The organism is Planktothrix tepida PCC 9214 (assembly GCF_900009145.1).
GTDB classification, from domain to species: domain Bacteria; phylum Cyanobacteriota; class Cyanobacteriia; order Cyanobacteriales; family Microcoleaceae; genus Planktothrix; species Planktothrix tepida.
In genome coordinates this window covers 70,535-89,141 of record NZ_LN889782.1, presented here as the reverse complement: position 1 = coordinate 89,141, position 18,607 = coordinate 70,535, and the positions used below count along the sequence as shown (strand labels likewise).

The following is an 18,607-nucleotide window of genomic DNA, read 5'->3' as shown; positions in this document are numbered from 1 at the left end:
TCCCGGTTTATCAGTGATCAGTTTGTGTATCGGTTTAGAAATACCTTGTGCGTGTGTGAGGAACTGTCACCGTTATAAAACGTCAGCAAATGCTGGACGCAACCGCCTATAAACCCATAAGCCTCCATAAAAAATAACTAAGGCAATCATTGAGGATATGGCTAATTCTCCCCAATGTCTCATTTCCCCGACTAAAATTAAATCTCGATAAGCTTCTGAAAGTCCAGTAATGGGATTGCACCAAATAATCCAAACTTGCCAAGATTCAGGAACTTTACTCACGGGATATAAAATTGGTGTGACATAAAACCAAAGATTCAAAATCACACTTAAACTTTGGGGAATATCCCGCAAAAATACCGTGAGTCCAGCCGTTAGATAGCCTAATCCCGCCGTTAATAGAACTTGGGGTATCCACACCAGCGGCAGTAACCAGATGGTACTATGCAGGATTTGAGCAGACAAGGCGGTTAGCACAATTAAGGCAATTAAGCCAAAGGAACTTTCAATAAAGGCTGAAAAAATCGGGACAAGGGGTAATAGTCCCAGGGGAAAAACCACCTTTTTGACTAAATTGGGTTGTCCCACCACTGATGCAGCCGCTTGAGTTAGGCCGTTGGTAAAGGCAAACCAAGGAATTAACCCTGCAAACAGCCACAGTCCAAAGGCTAATTCATTATCGGGAAATCCTTCAAGATTGAGTTTGACCTTCAGAACAATCGAAAAAACATAGGTATAAATCAGCAATTGGGATAACTGATTTAATAGGGGCCATAGGTTGCCGAGAATCGAACCTTTGTATCGTGCCTCTAAATCCCTTCGGACTAATGTACTGAGCAAATTGAGTTTGAGGGGTAATTGGCTATTGGCAAACCGCCAGCGACTTACTCGCCCCGCTCTATGCACAACACCTTTCATTGACCTCAGCAATTTTTTCGTCCTCGTTCACTACACACACCTTATGTTCAGATCCTTCATGTTCAGATCCTTCGCAGGGCTGCGGGAAATATCCTAGCCACTGGATTTTTACTGCCAGATTTAATCTTAATCAATAAGTGTGCCATATAAAGTGTCCAGAAGCTAGTCTAATGGTTCAGTTGCTTAGAGGAAGAGGGTTTTAGGCGATGGGAAGCGTGATAATGGCTCCTGGGGAAATTGATTAGCCTTGGCCCTGTCATGATTTGTAGCCAATATTTAAGGATTGTCTATTAATTAATTGTTAGGAAAGATTTAAAAAGTTAACCAACTGAATAATTGATTGACGGATAATTGATAATCTGTTAATATAGTTAAAACAGGTAAAATTTGTTCTCCTTCAAATATTTCTAGTTCTTGTTTCGGTTTAAAAACTAATACTAATCGTTCCTGGGGATCTATTAACCAACCGAGTTGAGTTTGATGTTTTAAACAGAATAAAATATTATTAATCACACGGGTTGACTGTTGTTCTGGAGATAAAATTTCAATTGTCCAATCTGGGGCGATCGTAACATCATTGGCGATTTCTCCTTGTTCATCTAAAGGGATATTTTGCCATTCAAAAACAACAATATCAGGAACAATGGAACGTCCACCAAAAGTACAGCGTAACTCAGGGAAACTATAAGCAAGTTTAGCAGATACACCGATTTGATTAATAGACATCTCCAAAATAGAAAAAAGGAGGGGTAAAAAGATGATAAAATTAAATTTTACCCCGGATTAGAGATGAGTAAATTAAGAGACTATCTGGACAAGAATCCCCAGCAAGCAAAAAGGCTATTAGGGATGGAATATGAACAGATGATAGAACTCATTCAAGCTGCGGAGTTATTAGAAGAAGAAAAACGACAGGAAAAAGAAAAAACTAAAATCAGGTTGATTAAAGCAGGTGGGGGTCGTCGGCAGAAATTATCTGTGGAGGAACAAATCTTACTGACTCTAATTTATCTGCATCAAATGCCGACATTTCAAATGTTAGGGTTACAGTTTGAAGTCAGTGAATCAACAGCGAATGATATTTTCCATAACTGGATAAAAATCTTGAGAGAATTACTACCAGCGAGTTTGCTAGAGCAAGTAAAAAAAAACGAGAGTGATTGGGAGTGGGTAGAAAAAATTCTGGTGGAATTTGAGTTAGTAGTAGATAGCTATGAACAGCCCAGGGAAAGACCAACAGACAATGAAGAGCAGAAAAAATATTACTCAGGAAAGAAAAAGACACATACCTTTAAAAATCAAGTCATTGTCATGCCAAATGGAAAAGAAATAGTGGATGTAGCTGTGGGTTATACCGGAGCAACAAGTGATCTGAAATTGTGGAGAGAAAGAAGCCAGGAATTGGGGAATAATCAAAAATACAGAGGGGATAAAGCTTATGTAGGAGAAACAGCAATTAATACACCGTATAAGAAACTGAGGAATCAAGAGATGTCGGCGGAAAAGCGAGAAGAAAATCGGTTAAAAGCCCAACAAAGGATTGTAGTTGAACATTTAATAAGACTGATAAAAATTTATCGAGTTGCTTCAGAAAGATTTCGGTTAAAGAGGCAAAATTATGAAGCAGTAATCTTGACAGTATGTGGATTAATAAGATGGCGAATAGGAGCGATTGTATTACCATCTAAGAATTGCCCAGAATTCTTTTGAGAAATAATTGTATATCAGAGATAAAATTCATTAGTTATTATTAATGTGACTGAAAAAGCCTATGAATCCGTTACTTTTGGAGAAGCCGGCACAGGAGTGCTAGAGATTCCAAAAGTAGCGATAGAGGGCATTTGGAGATTTTCGGAGATGTCTAATATTCCGAGTCGTCATATCCTCTCTGTCAAGCTTGGGATGACCTGCATCACGGATCAATTCATGTTCGAGGGTCGTCAATATGCCCACTATATGATCAACCGTTCCTAATCACAATTAACGTAGAGACGCGCCATGGCACGTCTCTACCAGAGCTACCGATTTTTAGCGGGGATTTTAGAACAGCAAAACCTTGTTGTTAGACCGAATTCATGTTATAATAATAGGAGATAAAACCATGCAAGAATGTAATGGCTTTGGTTGCCCTTGGATACAAAATCGCCATGACGAAAACCACTGGGTTTGCCTTCGATGTGGGAAAGAAAGATATATTAGTAGAAGAAACGATGCTGTAGATGTCTTAATTGTTGTCAGTGCGATCGCCCTCATCTTTGTCTTAATTCTCAATTCTAAATCTTCTCAATCTTCCGTTCAAACTATTCCTGAATCCTATATCATTGAAACCTATGATATCAACCGATAACAGGTTACTATAGAGATTTAATGGTATAAATTAATCCTCTCGCCTTGCAGGAGAGGGGTTGGGGGAGAGGTCAAACCCTAGTCAAATAGTCTTGACCCCCCCAACATTCTAATTAATGGGCTGAACCATTACCGTGATAGTTATCGGTATCATAGAAGCCGTTTTTGGTTCCGAAGAACAGGCAGGAAAGGGTAAATAACACCGTTAATACGGCTAAGACCAATTTAATATCCATTGTGGGTTATGAACTCAACTCGAACGCCTTTGATTGTAGACCCATCTGAGTTGGAGTATCCATCAACTCAGGTCGCGCCTCAACTATTGGGGTGTACTCTGGTGCGACAACTCCCCAATGGAGAACAAATTCGGGGTTTAATAGTGGAAACAGAAGCCTATGGACTCAATGACCCAGCTTGTCACGCCTATCGTCGTCGAACTCCTCGGAATGCCGTGATGTTTGGCTCAGCAGGGGTTAGTTATGTTTATTTTATTTATGGGATGTATTGCTGCTTAAATATTGTTACCGATTTAGAGGGCGTTCCCAGCGCTGTTTTAATTCGAGCTTTGCAGGTAGAGTCTCTTCCGATTTCTATTCTAGCTGCACTAGAACAAACCCAACCGTTAACCCCAAAACAAAAGATTCGTTTAGCTTCTGGCCCTGGAAAATTGTGTCGTCTGTTGCAAATTAATACTCAGTTTAATGGCTTACCTTTACATCCTGACCAAGGGTTATGGTTAGAACATCCGACTTCAGCTTTTCAACAGCGTTTAGAACAACAGCCCAATGCTATTATCCAAACTACACGCATTGGACTCTCCCAAGGACAGGAACTCCCTTGGCGATGGTATTTGGCTAATTGTCCATCCGTTTCTAAACTATAAATCCTTGGGGTTAAAGTCACAGGTTAAAATCATATTAATTCCTTTATCTTGCTAAAATTAAGCTTCATGGTTAAAAAAAATCTAATTTTTAAAATAAGTTTGGCGCTATTGGGATTGGGATTTATTCTCGATCTAAGTTCTAAATTTTTTGCTGAGTTTCTCTGGTTTGAGGAAGTAGGTTATTTATCGGTTTTCAAAGAACGATTAATCACGGAAATTGCTTTAGCTGTATTGGGTTTATCGATTACCGCAATTTGGTTGGGGGGAAATATAATGATTGCCCGACGTTATCAATATTCGCCTGATCATTTACAAAATAAACCTCCGGTTAATATTTTTGATGTCTCTAATCAATCTTTACCCAAGTTTTCATTGGGTTTGCCGTCTCTTTTATTTATTATTATCAGTTTATCCCTGTTTCTAGGTTTAATTATTATTCATTATAGCCAGATTTTTATCAATTATTGGCATTGGGATTCTAGCCAACCTTTATTTTCTACCCTTCCGGCTAAATTTGAACCTCAAATTATTGAACAGTGGATTAAAAACTTTAAATCCTATATTTGGAAAATACCCGTTTTATTAAGTTTAATTATTGCTATTTTATGGAAACCTTTAATTATTTTTAGTTTGATAGTTTTGATTTTTAGTTTTGGCTTTAGCTTAGTATTTTCTAGTAATTGGGCAAATGTTTTACAATATTTTAATCCGACTTCCTTTAATCAAACAGAACATTTATTCGGACGAGATCTGAGCTTTTACGTTTTTAATCTTCCGATTGTCCATCTTTTAGAATTTTGGTTAATGGGATTATTTTTAGTGGGATTTATTGTCTGTAGTTTAATCTATTTGTTATCTGGTAATAGTCTCAGCCAAGGACGATTTTCTAGTTTTTCCCAACCTCAGCAACGCCACCTTCACGGCTTGGCTGGACTCTTAATGTTCAGTTGTGCGATGCGCTATTGGTTAGCTCGTTATGAACTCTTATACTCTAACCAAGGCGTTATTTTTGGGGCGGGATATACCGAAATTAATATCTTAAAACCAGGTTATTCATTATTATCTATTGTTGCTCTAATTATTTCTATTTTCTTGCTTTGGCAAGCCCTATTTTCTGTCAAAAGAATTCGCCCGTATATCGAAATATTATTAAGATATACCAAACTGTATCGTTTTAGAAAACGTCCTAATTTAGTCAGAGCCAAATTATTTGCTGATAGCTATTCCATCAGAACAATTTTTACTTGGTATTTAGGATTGGCGATTATTGTAACGGGAATTATACCCGGTTTAGTTCAACGTTTGATCGTTCAACCTAACGAATTAGAGCGAGAATTACCCTATATTAAACAAAGTATTGAATTTACTCGCAAAGGCTTTAATTTAGATAAAATTGACGTTGAAACTTTCGATCCTAATGCTAAATTAACTTACACCGATCTACAAAATAATAAGCTGACCGTCGATAATATTCGTCTTTGGGATAAACGACCCTTATTACAAACTAATCGTCAATTACAACAAATTCGTCTTTATTATGAATTTTCTAATGCTGATTATGATCGATATTCTATTTTAAAGCAAAAAGCTTCAGGAGAGTTAAGCCGGAATTCACAAAAACAACAGGTACTCATTTCTCCCCGTGAATTAAATTATGAATTAGTTCCTCAAAAAGCACAAACTTGGGTCAATGAACATTTAGTTTATACTCATGGTTACGGCTTTACTTTATCTCCGGTTAATACCGTTGCTGAGGGAGGACTTCCTGAATATTTTGTTAAAGATATTGGTGCTGATCCACAATTAGATGAAAATACAACCTTACAAGTTTCTCCCCGCATTCAGGATACCATTCCCATTGGTAAACCTCGACTGTATTATGGGTTACTCACGAATACTCAAATCATGACTTCAACTCAGGTAAAAGAACTGGATTTTCCCTTGGGAAATGAGAATGTTTATAATGTTTATGATGGAGAGGGAGGAATTGTTATTGGAACCGGATGGAAACGGTTTTTATTTGCCTATTTTTTAAAGAACTGGCAAATGTTATTTACGGATAACTTTACCTCGGAAACAAAATTACTTTTTCGACGAAATATATTAGAACGCATTAAAGAGATCGCCCCTTTTCTTCATTATGATAGCAATCCTTATTTAGTGGTTGCTGATGCTGATTTTGAGAATTCTGAATCAGATCCTCAAGCTCCATCAACTGACCATAACTATTTATATTGGATGATTGATGCCTATACAACCAGTAATTTTTATCCCTATTCTGATCCAGAAGAAGCCGGATTTAATTATATTCGTAATTCCGTTAAAATTATTGTGGATGCCTATAATGGAAAAATCAAGTTTTATTATTTAGAACAAACTCAAGACCCCATTATCTCAACACTCAGAACAGTTTTTCCTGATTTATTTCATCCCATTGAAGAAATGCCAACCATGCTGCGTCAGCATATTCGCTACCCCATTGATTTATTTAAAATTCAATCTCAACATTTACTCACCTATCACATGAGTGATCCCATTGTTTTTTATAATCGAGAAGACCTTTGGCGGGTTCCTGTTGAAATTTATGGAGATAAACAACAAGCGGTTGAACCTTATTATTTAATCATGCGATTACCGACGGAAAAATCCGAAGAATTTATTCTTCTTCACCCCTTTACTCCCGCCAGTCGCAATAATTTAGTCGCCTGGTTAGCGGCACGTTCTGACTTAGAGAATTATGGACATTTATTGTTATATCGTTTCCCCAAACAACGCTTAATTTTTGGCCCGGAACAGGTGGAAGCTTTAATTAACCAAGAACCAGACATTTCCGAACAAATTTCCCTGTGGAATCGTCAAGGATCACGGGTAATTCAAGGGAATTTATTAGTCATTCCCATTGAACAATCTTTGCTTTATGTTGAACCTTTATATTTAGAAGCAACTGAAAATAGTTTACCCACGTTAGTTCGAGTAATTGTAGCGAGTGAAAATCGAATTGTGATGCGACCGACCTTAGAACAAGCGTTAAAAGATGTCTTTAAAGCTGCCCCTATTCTTCCACCTGAAAATATTAAATTACCTCAACCTCAACCCAGTTAAAGGAAATAGGGAATCAGGAACAATATTGGCTAACACTCATCGGGTAGCTAATGAAATTTTCCGATTCCCTATTCCCCTCTACTGTAGAAACTCTAAATAGCTTTGACTCAATTCTTTAACGGCTAATTCATAAAATTGTTGACCCTGTTCAGGAGTGGCTAACGCAGGATTAGACCCCATCCTACCATCGGGATAATGTTGACGAAAATCCTGTGCACCATAAATAGGATATCCTTTCGCTACTTCCGGTGTTAGGGGGGCTTGCTTAATCGCATCAGGATAAATATATTGGGTTAACGCCACTTCGCTCGGTGTAGCATGGGAACCTTCTTGATCTCCATATAACTCTTTAGCTAATTTATAAACGGAGCTACACATAAACCAATTTCCCACTTGACATTTGACTTGATAAGCTTTAGGTAAATTGATATCTGCAACATGAGCGTAAGTTTCCGAAAAAGCGGCTTTCAGTGTAGCAATATTGCCTCCATGTCCGTTAATAAAAAAGTAGTGAGTAAACCCGACCCGCGTTAAACTTGTGATATAATCTTTGACTACCTGAATTAAGGTGGTCGGTTTAAGGCTGATTGTGCCTGGAAAGGCGGTGTGGTGTAAAGCCATACCGACGTTGATAGTGGGACTAACTAAAGCTTGGGTGGCTTCTCCAACTCCTTTGGCGATCGCTTCGGCGCAAATCGCATCCGTCCCGATCAATCCCGTTGGGCCATGTTGTTCTGTAGAACCAATGGGAATAATAATACCTGAAGAATGGCTCAGGTAAGTTTCGACTTCTTGCCAAGTGCTCAGATGCAGTAACATTATGTTAAGTTAAGTTAAAATCAATCTCTTTTATTGTAGCGATTTAATCTATCGGTTTGGATACCAAGACAGAGCGACGATAATCCTGCGAATTGAGCGATCAATCTATATCAATCCCAATCGTTTTCAAATTTTCATTTGATTAGAATAATTTAACCTAAAGATTACCCTAGCTTTACCTTGTGTTAACCTTCTCCTAATACCATAAAAGCCATCTCCACTAATTCAGATTCCAAACAACCAGGCAAATTGAGCGTGAACAATGCTTAAAAACCTAGAACCGAAGCCCAATCAGGATGAGTCTGACGACCCCCCCACCAAGCCCGGGGTAGGATTTGTTGTAGCAGTTCAATACCGGGATTCCCTCTGTGAAGGAATTCGCAACGGAGAACATATTTATGTTGGATGGTTAACACTCGGCTAACTCCTCAGAATGCCGAATGGTTAGCAGCGACCCTTAATTTCTGCTTTCCCTACTCTGTTCCCATCCAACCCAACAAAATTTATGTTTTCTCCTGAATTAAGCGAGAGTTCTTCCCGTTCCGATGTCAGAAACAATGGTCAAATTTTACTGTTAGAAAATGAACAACCTTGGCGGGAGATGCTTTCCCTGGCGTTAGAAGAACAAGGTTATCGTGTCATCGTGGCTTTAGATGGGCGAGATGCTCTGCCCTCAATCCAAAACCCGACTTCTGCCATCAGCGAATTTCCCTTTAACCTTTTAATTATGGACTCGATTAATGGGTTAGATCTGTGTCGTATGTTACGACATCAAGGAAATTCTGTCCCGATTTTAATTATTGGGTTGCGGGAAAGTGCCAATAATTCGGCTTTTTATTTAGAAGCAGGCGCCGATGACTATCTCACTAAACCCTTTGGAATTCGGGAGTTTATGGCGCGTTGTCGGGCGTTAATGCGTCGTCAACGCCTCGGTCAACTCCCTGCACCCGTTATGTTGCAATATAAAGAAGTTATCCTATATCCAGAAGAATGTCGCGTTTTGCTGCGGGGCGAAGAAATTAAACTGTCCCCGAAACAATTTCGGTTACTAGAACTTTTCATGAGTTATCCCCGGAGAGTTTGGTCACGAGAACAATTATTAGATATTATCTGGGGACAGGATTTTATTGGAGATAGTAAAACCGTTGATGTTCATATTCGTTGGTTACGAGAAAAATTAGAACTCAATCCTAGCAAACCCGAATATATTATTACGGTTCGGGGGTTTGGTTATCGATTAGGTTGATATTCTCAGGTCTGAAGACAACTTAATTGGTTTGGAATTAACAGACTGAAACAATTTTAATTAAGCGTTCAGCACTATCCCCATGAACAATGGCATACCTTTAAATACTCCCTTTTATTCAATAAAATGGGAGTATTTATGTCAGGCTTATTTATAATCATGAAAGTTCTTCAACTCAATCATCAATACCGCTTAAAAGTTTTATGTCACTGAAGCGCCGTGATTTTCTATTCTTATTTTCTGCCAGTTTTACGACAGTAGCAGTCGGATCTTGCCAGGAGTCAAAAAAGTTACCTTTGATAAGCTCATCTTCGCCACCCAAAAGTCCCCCATCCTTACCCTTCAAACCGATCAAAGGGCCATTACCAAACGCCTCTGATTTACTGAATCAGGCTCACCTCTCTGAATCTACAAATCTCGTTAGTGTTCCCTCTGTCTCCAATCAAATTCAAGCCTACAGTACCTATCAAGTTGTAGATGATTTAGTGCTACCCGAAGGATTTACTTATGATGTCATTGCAAGTTGGGGAGATCCAGTCGGAAATTCTCGGTTTGGATATAACAATGATTATGTTTCCTTTGTGCCAACCGGAGAAAATGAAGGTTTTTTGACGGTTAATTTTGAGTATATTAGTCCGGGGATTTGGTTTGAAACCTACTCACAGGTAATTGGAAAACCGTTATCTTTGAAAAAAATTCAGTCCTTAACTCAAAATCAAAAAATTAATGCGTTTGCATTACCTGAAAAAGATGTATTACGACAGGAAATTGTACAACTCTCCCAAGAAGGATTAATTGATTTAGGGATGGGGGTAATTTCCATTCAGCGTCAAGCCGATGGCCGTTGGGTGCGAACCTATTCCCCAAATGATCGACGAATTACCGGACTATCAGGGTGGAAAGATCAACATTATTTAAAAGCGACAGGGCCAGCCGTTGCCATATTTCGGAAAAAAGGTAAGGGGTATAACGATCCCTTCGGAGAAAAAATTATTGGGACTTTTAGTAATTGTGCCGGAGGAACAACGCCTTGGGGAACGGTTTTGAGTGCGGAAGAAAATTTCCAAAGTTATGTTCCTGAAGCCGTTTATCCCGATGGGAGTGCTTATGAACCGGGTGAAACCCCTTTTGTTTTAGATGAAATGGAGGGTTTAGGAAATGTTTTTGGACTAGCTGGGAATAAATATGGTTGGATTGTGGAAGTTGATCCCACGAATCCACAGGATTATGGAACAAAACATACTTGGCTCGGACGTTATCGTCATGAAGCGGTTGGGGTGCGGGTGGAAGCAGGTCAACCCTTAGCATTTTATTCAGGATGCGATCGCCTAAGCGGACATTTATATAAATTTGTCAGTAAAAACACTGTTAAAAATGCCCAGGATAAAAAAAATTCCCAGTTATTATCCGAGGGGATGTTGTACGCGGCTCAATTTAATCCTGATGGTACAGGTCGTTGGATTCCTTTAAAAGCCGATACAACCGTCAATCCCGATCTTCCTAATGTTCATGCTGGAGGCGTGATTAGTTTACCTCAACGACCTGATGGCGGCAATTTTGTCGCTAAAACCAATGAGGACATCCAACGCTTTAAACAACGCTTTAAAACCCTTGGCAATTTATATACCGGAAATCCAGAAGAGCAACAAGGCGCGATATTAATTGATGCTCACTTAGCCGCGAGTGCTGTTGGAGCAACTTGTACGGCTCGACCCGAAGATATAGAGGTTGGGCCAGATGGCTCCTTATTTATTGCGTTTACCTCCGGTGAGGCGAATGCTGAAACGGGGGGGCCTAACCTACAGATTTTTAAACATCCTTCTCAAGAAAAACCCTATCAATACGGATGGGTGATGCGTTTAGTAGAAGAGGGGAATGTCCCCCAGGCGATGACCTTCCGATGGCAAATGTTCGCCACGGGGGGAGAAGTCGCTGAAGGGGGGTTAGGGTTTTCCAACCCCGATAATTTAGCCGTGGATGGGGCGGGGAATTTATGGATGGTAACGGATATTTCCACCAGTAAACACAATCAGCCCGTTACCCAAGGTCGTTTGGATCAAAACCAACAACCTTTAGAGGGAAAGGATTTATTAGGGGTGTATGGCAATAATTCGGTTTGGTTTTTGCCAACCTCTGGGGACGCTGCGGGTCAAGCCTTTTTATTTGCCATCGGGCCAATGGAATCTGAAATGACGGGGCCGTTTTTTACTCCAGATCAAAAAACCCTATTTATGGCAGCTCAACATCCGGGTGAGTTGCACCGGACTCGTCAGAATATGGCAACAAAAACACTTCAATTTGCATTGCAAACTACCGAGGGAGAAGAGTTTATGCAAACTCGTCAGGTTCCTGTCGGATCGAACTGGCCCACTAAGAAACCCAATGACCCCCCTAAGCCATCAGTTGTAGCAATTCGACGAATCAATTCTCAACCCCTTGTTGAGAAGCGAAACCCGGTCTAAGCCAAGCTTCTACTGATAGAATAGGGTTAAAAATCAGTCTTGACTTTGTGTTTACCTACTTGACGCAGGAGAAACTCTAGTTAAGATATGATACTATTGGTTCAATCGAGCTGGGGACTCCCTTGCTTCAGGTATTTTAAGTGTCGGTGTGAGAATTGAGATGATGAACAAAGTTTTATTGAACACTCTAAAGCAGAGTCCGGGCGTTCTGGGAGCGGCCCTTCTCTTAACCAATGCAGCCTTAGCAACCGAGGCTCCATCGGAGAAGTTGGCAAATGCAGCAGATCCGGCTTCAATCACCATCGAAGCTGCCCGTGCTGTTGCCCCGTCTGGACAAAATACTGATTTGCAACATCAAGCCAATTCCGAGTCATCCGCAGAGCAACTGGCTCTGTCAGTGGCTCCTGATGCTGATGTTGCCGTTGAACCTACTAATCTGGTCAATGGTGAGTCTCCGACTCAGATGGAACCGCAGACTGTTGCCACGGCTCAACCTATCACCAGCCCCGCTAGTGAATTCGTGAGTGCGTCCTCAGAGGCTTCAGTACCGCTACAAACTGCTCAAGCTTCTGAGTTCCAAGTCGCTCAGATGGAAGCGGTTGAATCCCCGGAAACCCAAGGATCAGACTTAGAACAGATTAATGAGTATTCTGAAGTCACTGATGCCTTAGAGCAGGTGACATCGGTTTCTCAATTATCTGACGTTCAACCCACTGACTGGGCTTTCCAAGCCTTACAGTCCCTTGTGGAACGCTACGGTTGTATCGCGGGTTATCCCGATGGAACCTATAAAGGCAACCGTGCCATGACCCGTTACGAGTTCGCGGCGGGTTTAAATGCCTGTTTAGAACGGGTTAACGAACTGATTGCTGCTTCTGTCGCTAACTTAGTGACCCGTGAAGATTTAGCGGTTCTGCAACGCTTACAAGAAGAGTTTGCAGCAGAATTGGCAACCCTGCGCGGTCGCGTCTATGCCTTAGAAGCGAGAACCGCAGAATTAGAAGCGAATCAGTTCTCCACCACCACCAAACTGCGTGGGGAAGTGATCTTCTGGATGGGTGATGCGGCAGGCGATCGCGCGACTAACAACGTCGTGGGTAACTTTGCCCCTGAAGATAGCGATCCAACCGAAGCCTATTTCGGCTATCGCGCTCGTTTGAACTTTGATACCAGTTTCACCGGCCAAGATTTATTAAGAACACGGTTAGAAGCTAGATCCATTCCTAACCTCTCTAACTACGACATCACCAATACGTTGATGAGTCGTACCGGCATTGATGGCCAAAACAATGGGATTTTTTTGGATGACTTGTACTATCGCTTCCCAGTCGGCAATGGTAAAGGTCAAGTCTACGTTGGGGCTAATGGTCTTGACTTAGATGATATTTATGACTATGTAACTCCCTTCGGTGGCTCTGGGGATGGTTCCATCTCCCGTTTTGGTCGCTATAACCCAACCACATTCCGTGGCCCTGAAGGAACCGGGGTGGCTCTGAAATATGCCTTCAATGACAAGTTCAAACTGAACTTAGGTTACTTAGCCAGCCAAGCTGAATACGCTGATCAAGGTCGTGGCTTGTTCAATGGCGGTTACAGTACAGGTCTGCAATTGCTGTTTAACCCCAGTCCTAAGATTGGTGTTTCTTTGGAATATAACCACCGCTACTTCTCTTCTGATGACATGGCGGCTTCGTCATCGTTGATTAGTGGAGGTACGGGTAGCTGGATTGCCAATAGACCCTTTGGTGACAATTCCACAACCACTGAAAACTTAGGGTTCCAAGCCAACTGGCGCCTCTCCAAAAACTTTGAGTTAGGCGGCTGGTTTGGTTCAACCTGGGCTGATCAAAAACAAGGTGGCAATAATACCGCGACCATTATCAACTGGGCTGTCACTTTAGCCTTCCCTGATGTCTTCAAAGAAGGTGGCTTAGGTGGTTTAATCGTGGGTATGCCTCCCAAAGTGACCAGCCACGATATCAGTGCTCTAGAAGATCATGATACCTCGATTCACGTTGAAGGGTTCTATCGCTATCCCATCAATGACTACATTGCCATTACTCCGGGCTTCTATGTGGTAACTAACCCAGATCATAACAGCAACAACAGTACGATTGTTGTCGGAACACTGCGGACTCAATTCCGCTTCTAAAGGGAAAGAGTTCTTATCAATCCTGTATGGAAGAGAGGAAACCAGAGTTTCCTCTCTTTTTTTTTGTGCTTATTAGAACTTTTTATACTAATGATCTTCTGGGATAGATAGGGTCAGTAAAAAGGCTAAATTAGACTCGGCTTTTAACCCATGGGGCACGTTAGCAGCCATGAAGATAAAAACTCCTGGTTCTAATCGAATCTCTTCGCCATTTAACGTTAAAATTCCTTGCCCTTCTAAAACTTGAACTGTTGCATTTCGGCTAGAGGTATGTTCAGAAATATCCGTTCCTTCTGCTAAACAAAATAGGGTATACTGGCAGATATTATCTTTCCAAATCACGGAACTTAAAATTCCATGGTCTGAGTATTGAATTTTATCCTGTAAATTCCAAACAGTTTGACTCATGGTTTCATCCTTTTAGCTGAGTTAATAAGTTTGCAAAAAGTCTTGAATAGTTTGATAGATTAAATAAGCTTGTTCTGGGGAAAAGTTACCATGTCCTGCCCCTGTTAAGGTTAATAATTGATTAGGAACCCTAAAGTCATCTAACTTTTGGTGCATTTTAACCGCTTGTTGATAGGGAACTAATTCATCTTGATTTCCATGAATTGTTAATACAGGGGGTAATCCAGAGCGAACATAATTAATCGGGGAAATTTTATGAGCTAATTCCTCGATATTGGGTTGTTTTCCAAACCAAAAAACTGCATAATCTTTGCGATTAATTCCGCTTAGAATATCGTTAACATCCATAATCCCAAACAAATTAATAATGGCAGCAACGTTTAGTTTGGGTAAGTTTTCAGAGTGATTGTAATCAGAGATTTCAGTCAATCTATCGAATCCAGCAGAATTGGGTAAAATACTACATAAAGTTGCTAAATGTCCTCCGGCTGAACCCCCAATTACAACAATTTTATTGAGGTCAAATTGATATTTAGACCCATTGGAAAATACCCAACGCAAGGCACAACGAACATCTTCAACCGCCGCCGGAGCTAACGCGACAGTTCCTAAACGATATTCAACATTAACAACAGACCATCCTTGAGTTAAAAACGGAATCAATTGTGGAAGCACTTCCTCCTTGGTTCCCGATATCCACCCTCCTCCATGAATGGCAACTAAGGTTTTATTTGTTCCTGTGAGGTTTCTGGGCTTATAGATATCCAAATAAACCCTAACATCATTGATTTGACGATAGGCAATATTGGGGTAAACCTCTAACCCCTCGAAAAAGAAACGTCCCAGTTCAGCAAAATTGGACATAAATATAAATTAGGTTAGGCGTTCAAATCCTGATAGGGGGTGTCAACAATCCGATACAATAAGCCTTAATTATCATAAATGGAGATGCAATACATGACAGGAGAAATCTTCTCAACCGCCCTGGTCTGCTTTTCTTTAATTCTCGTCGGTCTTGGTGGTGGCTTTCTGTTACTGAAAATCCAAGGCGGAGAATAGGGGAGTAGGAGGAGCCGGGGGAGCCGGGGAGGTGGGAGAAAATTGGTTTTTGGCCTGTACCTTTATTTCCTCTGTTTCCTCTGACTCCTCAACCGTCAACAGTCTAACTGGGATAGTCAGCATTGCTCGGTGGGTGACAAATATCTGGATAAAACCCCGCACCCAATCAATAACCTCGCCTACTTCAGCAATTATCGCCTTTGCTGCGTCTAAATCTTCTGCCTGAGACGCATGATAGTGCGCTCTGATTAAGGGCTTAATATCCTCAATATTTTGCCATTCAGATTTAGGTTTGAGCGGAATACTGATATAATAACGATAAGCTTGACGATGGGCTATGCTGACATTTTTAGGGTTTTGATTCAACAAGCGATCGCCTTTTTCTTGGACTAGGGGATGCAATTTATAGGATTCGCGTTGGCAATCATAATATAGCAATTGCCGACGCTTGAGAGCCAGGATAATATTTTCTTTGAGTTCATATTTACTCACTTCTGGCATTTGAGTAGCAATTGCAGCAAAAGATAGGGGATATTCTGAAGTTTGATAGACAGAAATTCGGCTCAGACAAGTTTGCTCTATTTCACTAAGACGCGCTATTATTTCATCAATTAACTTTTTGATATCTCGGATTAATAACCAGTCTCTATCCTGCAAAAATTTTCCTACATTTCCCTGAAATTCGTCATCATCCCGAATTAAGGAAGCTACCAATTGCAAGGCTTTAGGATGTCCTTGATAGCGTGCTGATAATTCGGCTAATTCTTCTTCATTCCCTGTTAGATTAAAATATTTTAATAAGGTAATTGCTGCATCTTGATTGAGTCCATTTAGCTGGATTTCACGGGTAAGACTTGGTGGTAATTCCGCTAAACTTTCACGACTGGTGAATAGGATTTTGCTTTGATGTTCTGTTTCTAATAGTTGTTTGAATAACCAAGCATATTCGGTACAATTTTCGGAGAAATAACCAGCAGCTTTTGCCTTTCCTGCTTTCAAAAGTGTGTCAGCGCGATCGAAAACGAGCAAGCAATGTTTTTCTCTAAGGATTTTGAGCAGATTTTCAGTTTTTTTGCCACAGTCATTTTCAGCAGTAATGTCGCCGTTGGAAAGGGTAAATAGCAGGGAGTCAATTATGCGATCAAAGGGCGGTGCTTTACCTGTTGCCGATTCTAATGATTGCCAAACGACGGCGGTAAAGCAGGTATTTTCTGTGTGTAATTGGCGGATTAATTGGCTGATCAGGGAGGTTTTTCCGATACCTGGTAATCCAACAATTGAGATAGCTGTGATATCTGAGTTAGTAATAGAAGCTTTTAAAATATCAAGTTCTTTTGTGCGATTTACCCAATTTCTCACGGGGGGTAAATTTTCAGGGAGGGGGAAGTTTTTATCAGTTTCAGAGTTTAGGGGGATATCTGCGATCGCGGCAGCTAAAAGTGGTTCTGTTTTCTTAATTTTATAGCCTTCAGCTATGTATTCCCAGTTTTCTATTTCTACTGCTTTGCAAATATTGATAAAGTTCTCTCGTCTAATTCCTATTCTAGCCCAAAACCGCTTTAAGGTAGCTGTTGAAACTAAAGCAGCGAGACACCAAGCATCTTCAGTTTTATTCCATCCGAGATTGCGTCTTACCATGTCCATGATTTTTAGCCCTTCTTCAGACGCCCTGAGTAAACCCGCCATTACGCAACCTCTTACTCATTCAATTTGCTGTTGGAATTTGACTTTTCACCCACTCACGAAATAAGCCAATCCAAGCATTTTCCCTAGTCGTTTTCTTGAGTTCCAAAAAGTGCATAATGTCACTTTGAGAAAGAAAGGGAAAAGTAGGAGATTTATTGGTTTCTCGGTAGGCTTCTCCTTCTAATTGATAGAATGTTATATTTTTTCCATCATACCGCCAAACTTCCGGCACACGAAAAGCTTTATACAGTTCTAATTGATTAATAGAGCTACTGGTAATATCAATTTCAATAATTAAATCCGGTGGTGGGTCTTGTTGCAGGTCAATTTGCTCTTTATCCCAGACTAAAGGTTCATTTTGAATGTAGTAACATTGATCGGGTTCAAAACCTCTGTTTAAATCTTGACGTTGGCAAGTTCTCGAACCCAAACTCCTAACTTCAATATTTAATTCTTCAGTCAGAGTTTCTACCAAACGGCCTAATAGTTTTTTGTTACCTTCATGGGGATCTAAAGGGGTCATAATTTCTAGTAAACCTTGGTCATAAATCAACCGAATCCCCGGCTGTTCCGCTAAATCTTCTAACAGCAATTGATAGGTTTGCCAACTAATATTTTTCAAAAGAACATGATCCGCAAGGGGACTTTGTTTCTCTTGGGGTGGCTGAATCAGGGTGGCTGTCATCTGTGATACCTGCCCGATAATGTGCGATCGCAACGATTATATCATGCTTTTGTGGCAAAAATGAACCAAAAGAGCCAAAAGAGCCTTTTATATTGAGCCAAATGGTGAGCCATTGAGCCGATACAGTGTAGGGATTCGGGAGTATTCTGAAATGATGAGTTAGGCTTTCACCTATGTTGAGAACAATATCAAGTTTTATTACAAAATCAGTCGTCGAGCATAAAAAAGGCAAAACCGCCCAAAGAGGTNTTAAAATCAGCACATCATTTTGGGTTTGGTGTAACCATTTCAGGTTCGCCGTCACTTCCTCCATGATTTTGCTAAAATCCCCACTGCGATGTCCGATGGGGTGTTTTGACAGTGCTAATAAAGCCTGTTCAGGAACGGGGGTTGGCCCCGGAATCATCAACATTAATTTATCGTCCATTGTCTGTTTTTACTCTTTATGGGTTCGCTGTTTTGTGTAAGTCACAGAAGGAAATATTTTCCCTCAAAATTGCAACTTAATTCTCAATTGGTGAATTCTTCTTTCCACCCTTTATCCCTCTGGTAAATTAATCTGTTCGGGATTAATTTCATTCAAAGACCAGCGATAGTCAACGGGGAGATTTGCTTGAATACAGCTTTGCTCTAATTGCTTGTGTAGGGCGACGGCTTTCCGTAAGGTAATAATCAATTGATCAACCTTCTCGTATTGAGGAGAGTTCCGTTTAACTGCAAACCTCGTTTTTCGTTCTAGAAATTGCAGGAGCAGTTCATAATGAACATAAGCAGGAAGAGGAATCGGTTCCATCAACTTTAACTAAATCTCCAGTAAACCAGACTGCATGATCAATTGAAA

The 18,607-nt window shown here is 40.5% G+C and carries 18 protein-coding genes and 1 pseudogene; 9 read left to right on the top strand and 10 right to left on the bottom strand.

Annotated features, from left to right (window positions below; all coding sequences use genetic code 11):
* Positions 1–72: 72 nt before the first annotated feature.
* Both PL9214_RS03530 and PL9214_RS03525 read right to left on the bottom strand, forming a co-directional pair.
* The gene (locus PL9214_RS03530; RefSeq protein WP_072717462.1) at positions 73–918 is read right to left on the bottom strand and encodes an ABC transporter permease; all 846 of its coding nucleotides are present in this window, start codon (positions 916–918) and stop codon (positions 73–75) included.
* Between the two features lie 312 nt (positions 919–1,230).
* Positions 1,231–1,644: a Uma2 family endonuclease gene (locus tag PL9214_RS03525; protein ID WP_083579867.1), complete on the bottom strand. Its 414-nt coding sequence runs from the start codon at positions 1,642–1,644 to the stop codon at positions 1,231–1,233.
* A 63-nt stretch (positions 1,645–1,707) separates the two neighbouring features.
* On the opposite strand from PL9214_RS03525, the gene PL9214_RS03520 reads away from it, so the two are divergent.
* The 3 genes from PL9214_RS03520 to PL9214_RS03510 all read left to right on the top strand — a co-directional run bounded on the left by PL9214_RS03520 (position 1,708) and on the right by PL9214_RS03510 (position 3,265).
* Entirely contained in the window at positions 1,708–2,628 is a 921-nt protein-coding gene (locus PL9214_RS03520; RefSeq protein ID WP_072717461.1) for an IS5/IS1182 family transposase, read from the top strand.
* Between the two features lie 45 nt (positions 2,629–2,673).
* Complete coding sequence (locus tag PL9214_RS03515) at positions 2,674–2,892, top strand: hypothetical protein (RefSeq protein WP_072717459.1); 219 nt, start codon at positions 2,674–2,676, stop codon at positions 2,890–2,892.
* A gap of 127 nt (positions 2,893–3,019) precedes the next feature.
* Entirely contained in the window at positions 3,020–3,265 is a 246-nt protein-coding gene (locus tag PL9214_RS03510) for a hypothetical protein (RefSeq protein ID WP_072717458.1), read from the top strand.
* A gap of 112 nt (positions 3,266–3,377) precedes the next feature.
* Here PL9214_RS03510 and PL9214_RS32640 read toward each other — a convergent pair whose 3' ends face one another.
* Positions 3,378–3,500 (bottom strand): DUF8629 family protein, encoded by a 123-nt coding sequence (locus tag PL9214_RS32640; protein WP_281250301.1) that lies wholly within the window; start codon positions 3,498–3,500, stop codon positions 3,378–3,380.
* Positions 3,501–3,508: 8 nt separating this feature from the next.
* On the opposite strand from PL9214_RS32640, the gene PL9214_RS03505 reads away from it, so the two are divergent.
* Both PL9214_RS03505 and PL9214_RS03500 read left to right on the top strand, forming a co-directional pair.
* A complete protein-coding gene (locus PL9214_RS03505) occupies positions 3,509–4,147 on the top strand; it encodes a DNA-3-methyladenine glycosylase (protein WP_072717457.1) in 639 nt (212 codons plus the stop codon).
* 66 nt (positions 4,148–4,213) lie between these two features.
* On the top strand, positions 4,214–7,249 hold the full coding sequence (locus PL9214_RS03500) for a UPF0182 family protein (RefSeq protein WP_072717456.1): 3,036 nt from the start codon (positions 4,214–4,216) through the stop codon (positions 7,247–7,249).
* Between the two features lie 78 nt (positions 7,250–7,327).
* On the opposite strand, the gene PL9214_RS03495 is transcribed toward PL9214_RS03500, so the two are convergent.
* Positions 7,328–8,068 (bottom strand): creatininase family protein, encoded by a 741-nt coding sequence (locus PL9214_RS03495; RefSeq protein ID WP_072717455.1) that lies wholly within the window; start codon positions 8,066–8,068, stop codon positions 7,328–7,330.
* Between the two features lie 505 nt (positions 8,069–8,573).
* Between PL9214_RS03495 and PL9214_RS03490 the strand changes: the two genes are divergently transcribed.
* The 3 genes from PL9214_RS03490 to PL9214_RS03480 all read left to right on the top strand — a co-directional run bounded on the left by PL9214_RS03490 (position 8,574) and on the right by PL9214_RS03480 (position 13,928).
* On the top strand, positions 8,574–9,314 hold the full coding sequence (locus tag PL9214_RS03490; protein WP_072717454.1) for a winged helix-turn-helix domain-containing protein: 741 nt from the start codon (positions 8,574–8,576) through the stop codon (positions 9,312–9,314).
* Between the two features lie 203 nt (positions 9,315–9,517).
* Entirely contained in the window at positions 9,518–11,776 is a 2,259-nt protein-coding gene (locus PL9214_RS03485; RefSeq protein ID WP_072717453.1) for a PhoX family protein, read from the top strand.
* 160 nt (positions 11,777–11,936) lie between these two features.
* Positions 11,937–13,928 carry an iron uptake porin gene (locus tag PL9214_RS03480; RefSeq protein ID WP_437126709.1) on the top strand — a complete coding sequence of 664 codons (1,992 nt, stop codon included), beginning with the start codon at positions 11,937–11,939 and terminating at the stop codon, positions 13,926–13,928.
* 87 nt (positions 13,929–14,015) lie between these two features.
* On the opposite strand, the gene PL9214_RS03475 is transcribed toward PL9214_RS03480, so the two are convergent.
* Together PL9214_RS03475 and PL9214_RS03470 are read right to left on the bottom strand one after the other, a co-directional pair.
* The gene (locus PL9214_RS03475) at positions 14,016–14,336 is read right to left on the bottom strand and encodes a cupin domain-containing protein (RefSeq protein ID WP_072717450.1); all 321 of its coding nucleotides are present in this window, start codon (positions 14,334–14,336) and stop codon (positions 14,016–14,018) included.
* A gap of 21 nt (positions 14,337–14,357) precedes the next feature.
* Positions 14,358–15,200, bottom strand: coding sequence for an alpha/beta hydrolase (locus tag PL9214_RS03470; RefSeq protein WP_072717449.1), 843 nt, complete (start codon positions 15,198–15,200; stop codon positions 14,358–14,360).
* Positions 15,201–15,278: 78 nt separating this feature from the next.
* Here PL9214_RS03470 and petM point away from each other — a divergent pair, with 78 nt between their 5' ends.
* Positions 15,279–15,395, top strand: coding sequence for a cytochrome b6-f complex subunit PetM (gene petM, locus PL9214_RS03465; RefSeq protein WP_437126708.1), 117 nt, complete (start codon positions 15,279–15,281; stop codon positions 15,393–15,395).
* On the opposite strand, the gene PL9214_RS03460 is transcribed toward petM, so the two are convergent.
* The 4 genes and pseudogenes from PL9214_RS03460 to PL9214_RS03445 all read right to left on the bottom strand — a co-directional run bounded on the left by PL9214_RS03460 (position 15,369) and on the right by PL9214_RS03445 (position 18,559).
* Positions 15,369–17,081, bottom strand: a complete 1,713-nt coding sequence (locus PL9214_RS03460) for an NB-ARC domain-containing protein (RefSeq protein ID WP_245824164.1) — start codon at positions 17,079–17,081, stop codon at positions 15,369–15,371. The genes petM and PL9214_RS03460 overlap by 27 nt on opposite strands.
* A gap of 19 nt (positions 17,082–17,100) precedes the next feature.
* On the bottom strand, positions 17,101–17,766 hold the full coding sequence (locus PL9214_RS03455) for a Uma2 family endonuclease (RefSeq protein ID WP_072717447.1): 666 nt from the start codon (positions 17,764–17,766) through the stop codon (positions 17,101–17,103).
* Between the two features lie 250 nt (positions 17,767–18,016).
* A pseudogene (locus PL9214_RS30440) lies at positions 18,017–18,193 on the bottom strand (alanine--glyoxylate aminotransferase family protein); the annotation flags it as partial.
* Positions 18,194–18,304: 111 nt separating this feature from the next.
* Positions 18,305–18,559, bottom strand: coding sequence for a DUF5340 domain-containing protein (locus PL9214_RS03445; RefSeq protein WP_072717445.1), 255 nt, complete (start codon positions 18,557–18,559; stop codon positions 18,305–18,307).
* Positions 18,560–18,607 lie beyond the last annotated feature (48 nt).

Bases quoted from the DNA above. Each gene is read 5' to 3' on its own strand.
- PL9214_RS03470 (WP_072717449.1), bottom strand. From the start codon at position 15,200: ATGTCCAATTTTGCTGAACTGGGACGTTTCTTTTTCGAGGGGTTAGAG.
- PL9214_RS03485 (WP_072717453.1), top strand. From the start codon at position 9,518: ATGTCACTGAAGCGCCGTGATTTTCTATTCTTATTTTCTGCCAGTTTT.
- PL9214_RS03495 (WP_072717455.1), bottom strand. From the start codon at position 8,068: ATGTTACTGCATCTGAGCACTTGGCAAGAAGTCGAAACTTACCTGAGC.
- PL9214_RS03520 (WP_072717461.1), top strand. From the start codon at position 1,708: ATGAGTAAATTAAGAGACTATCTGGACAAGAATCCCCAGCAAGCAAAA.
- PL9214_RS03505 (WP_072717457.1), top strand. From the start codon at position 3,509: ATGAACTCAACTCGAACGCCTTTGATTGTAGACCCATCTGAGTTGGAG.
- PL9214_RS03480 (WP_437126709.1), top strand. From the start codon at position 11,937: ATGATGAACAAAGTTTTATTGAACACTCTAAAGCAGAGTCCGGGCGTT.
- PL9214_RS03455 (WP_072717447.1), bottom strand. From the start codon at position 17,766: ATGACAGCCACCCTGATTCAGCCACCCCAAGAGAAACAAAGTCCCCTT.
- PL9214_RS03525 (WP_083579867.1), bottom strand. From the start codon at position 1,644: ATGTCTATTAATCAAATCGGTGTATCTGCTAAACTTGCTTATAGTTTC.
- PL9214_RS03500 (WP_072717456.1), top strand. From the start codon at position 4,214: ATGGTTAAAAAAAATCTAATTTTTAAAATAAGTTTGGCGCTATTGGGA.
- PL9214_RS03475 (WP_072717450.1), bottom strand. From the start codon at position 14,336: ATGAGTCAAACTGTTTGGAATTTACAGGATAAAATTCAATACTCAGAC.
- PL9214_RS03510 (WP_072717458.1), top strand. From the start codon at position 3,020: ATGCAAGAATGTAATGGCTTTGGTTGCCCTTGGATACAAAATCGCCAT.
- PL9214_RS03490 (WP_072717454.1), top strand. From the start codon at position 8,574: ATGTTTTCTCCTGAATTAAGCGAGAGTTCTTCCCGTTCCGATGTCAGA.
- petM (WP_437126708.1), top strand. From the start codon at position 15,279: ATGGAGATGCAATACATGACAGGAGAAATCTTCTCAACCGCCCTGGTC.
- PL9214_RS32640 (WP_281250301.1), bottom strand. From the start codon at position 3,500: ATGGATATTAAATTGGTCTTAGCCGTATTAACGGTGTTATTTACCCTT.
- PL9214_RS03445 (WP_072717445.1), bottom strand. From the start codon at position 18,559: ATGGAACCGATTCCTCTTCCTGCTTATGTTCATTATGAACTGCTCCTG.
- PL9214_RS03530 (WP_072717462.1), bottom strand. From the start codon at position 918: ATGAAAGGTGTTGTGCATAGAGCGGGGCGAGTAAGTCGCTGGCGGTTT.
- PL9214_RS03460 (WP_245824164.1), bottom strand. From the start codon at position 17,081: ATGGCGGGTTTACTCAGGGCGTCTGAAGAAGGGCTAAAAATCATGGAC.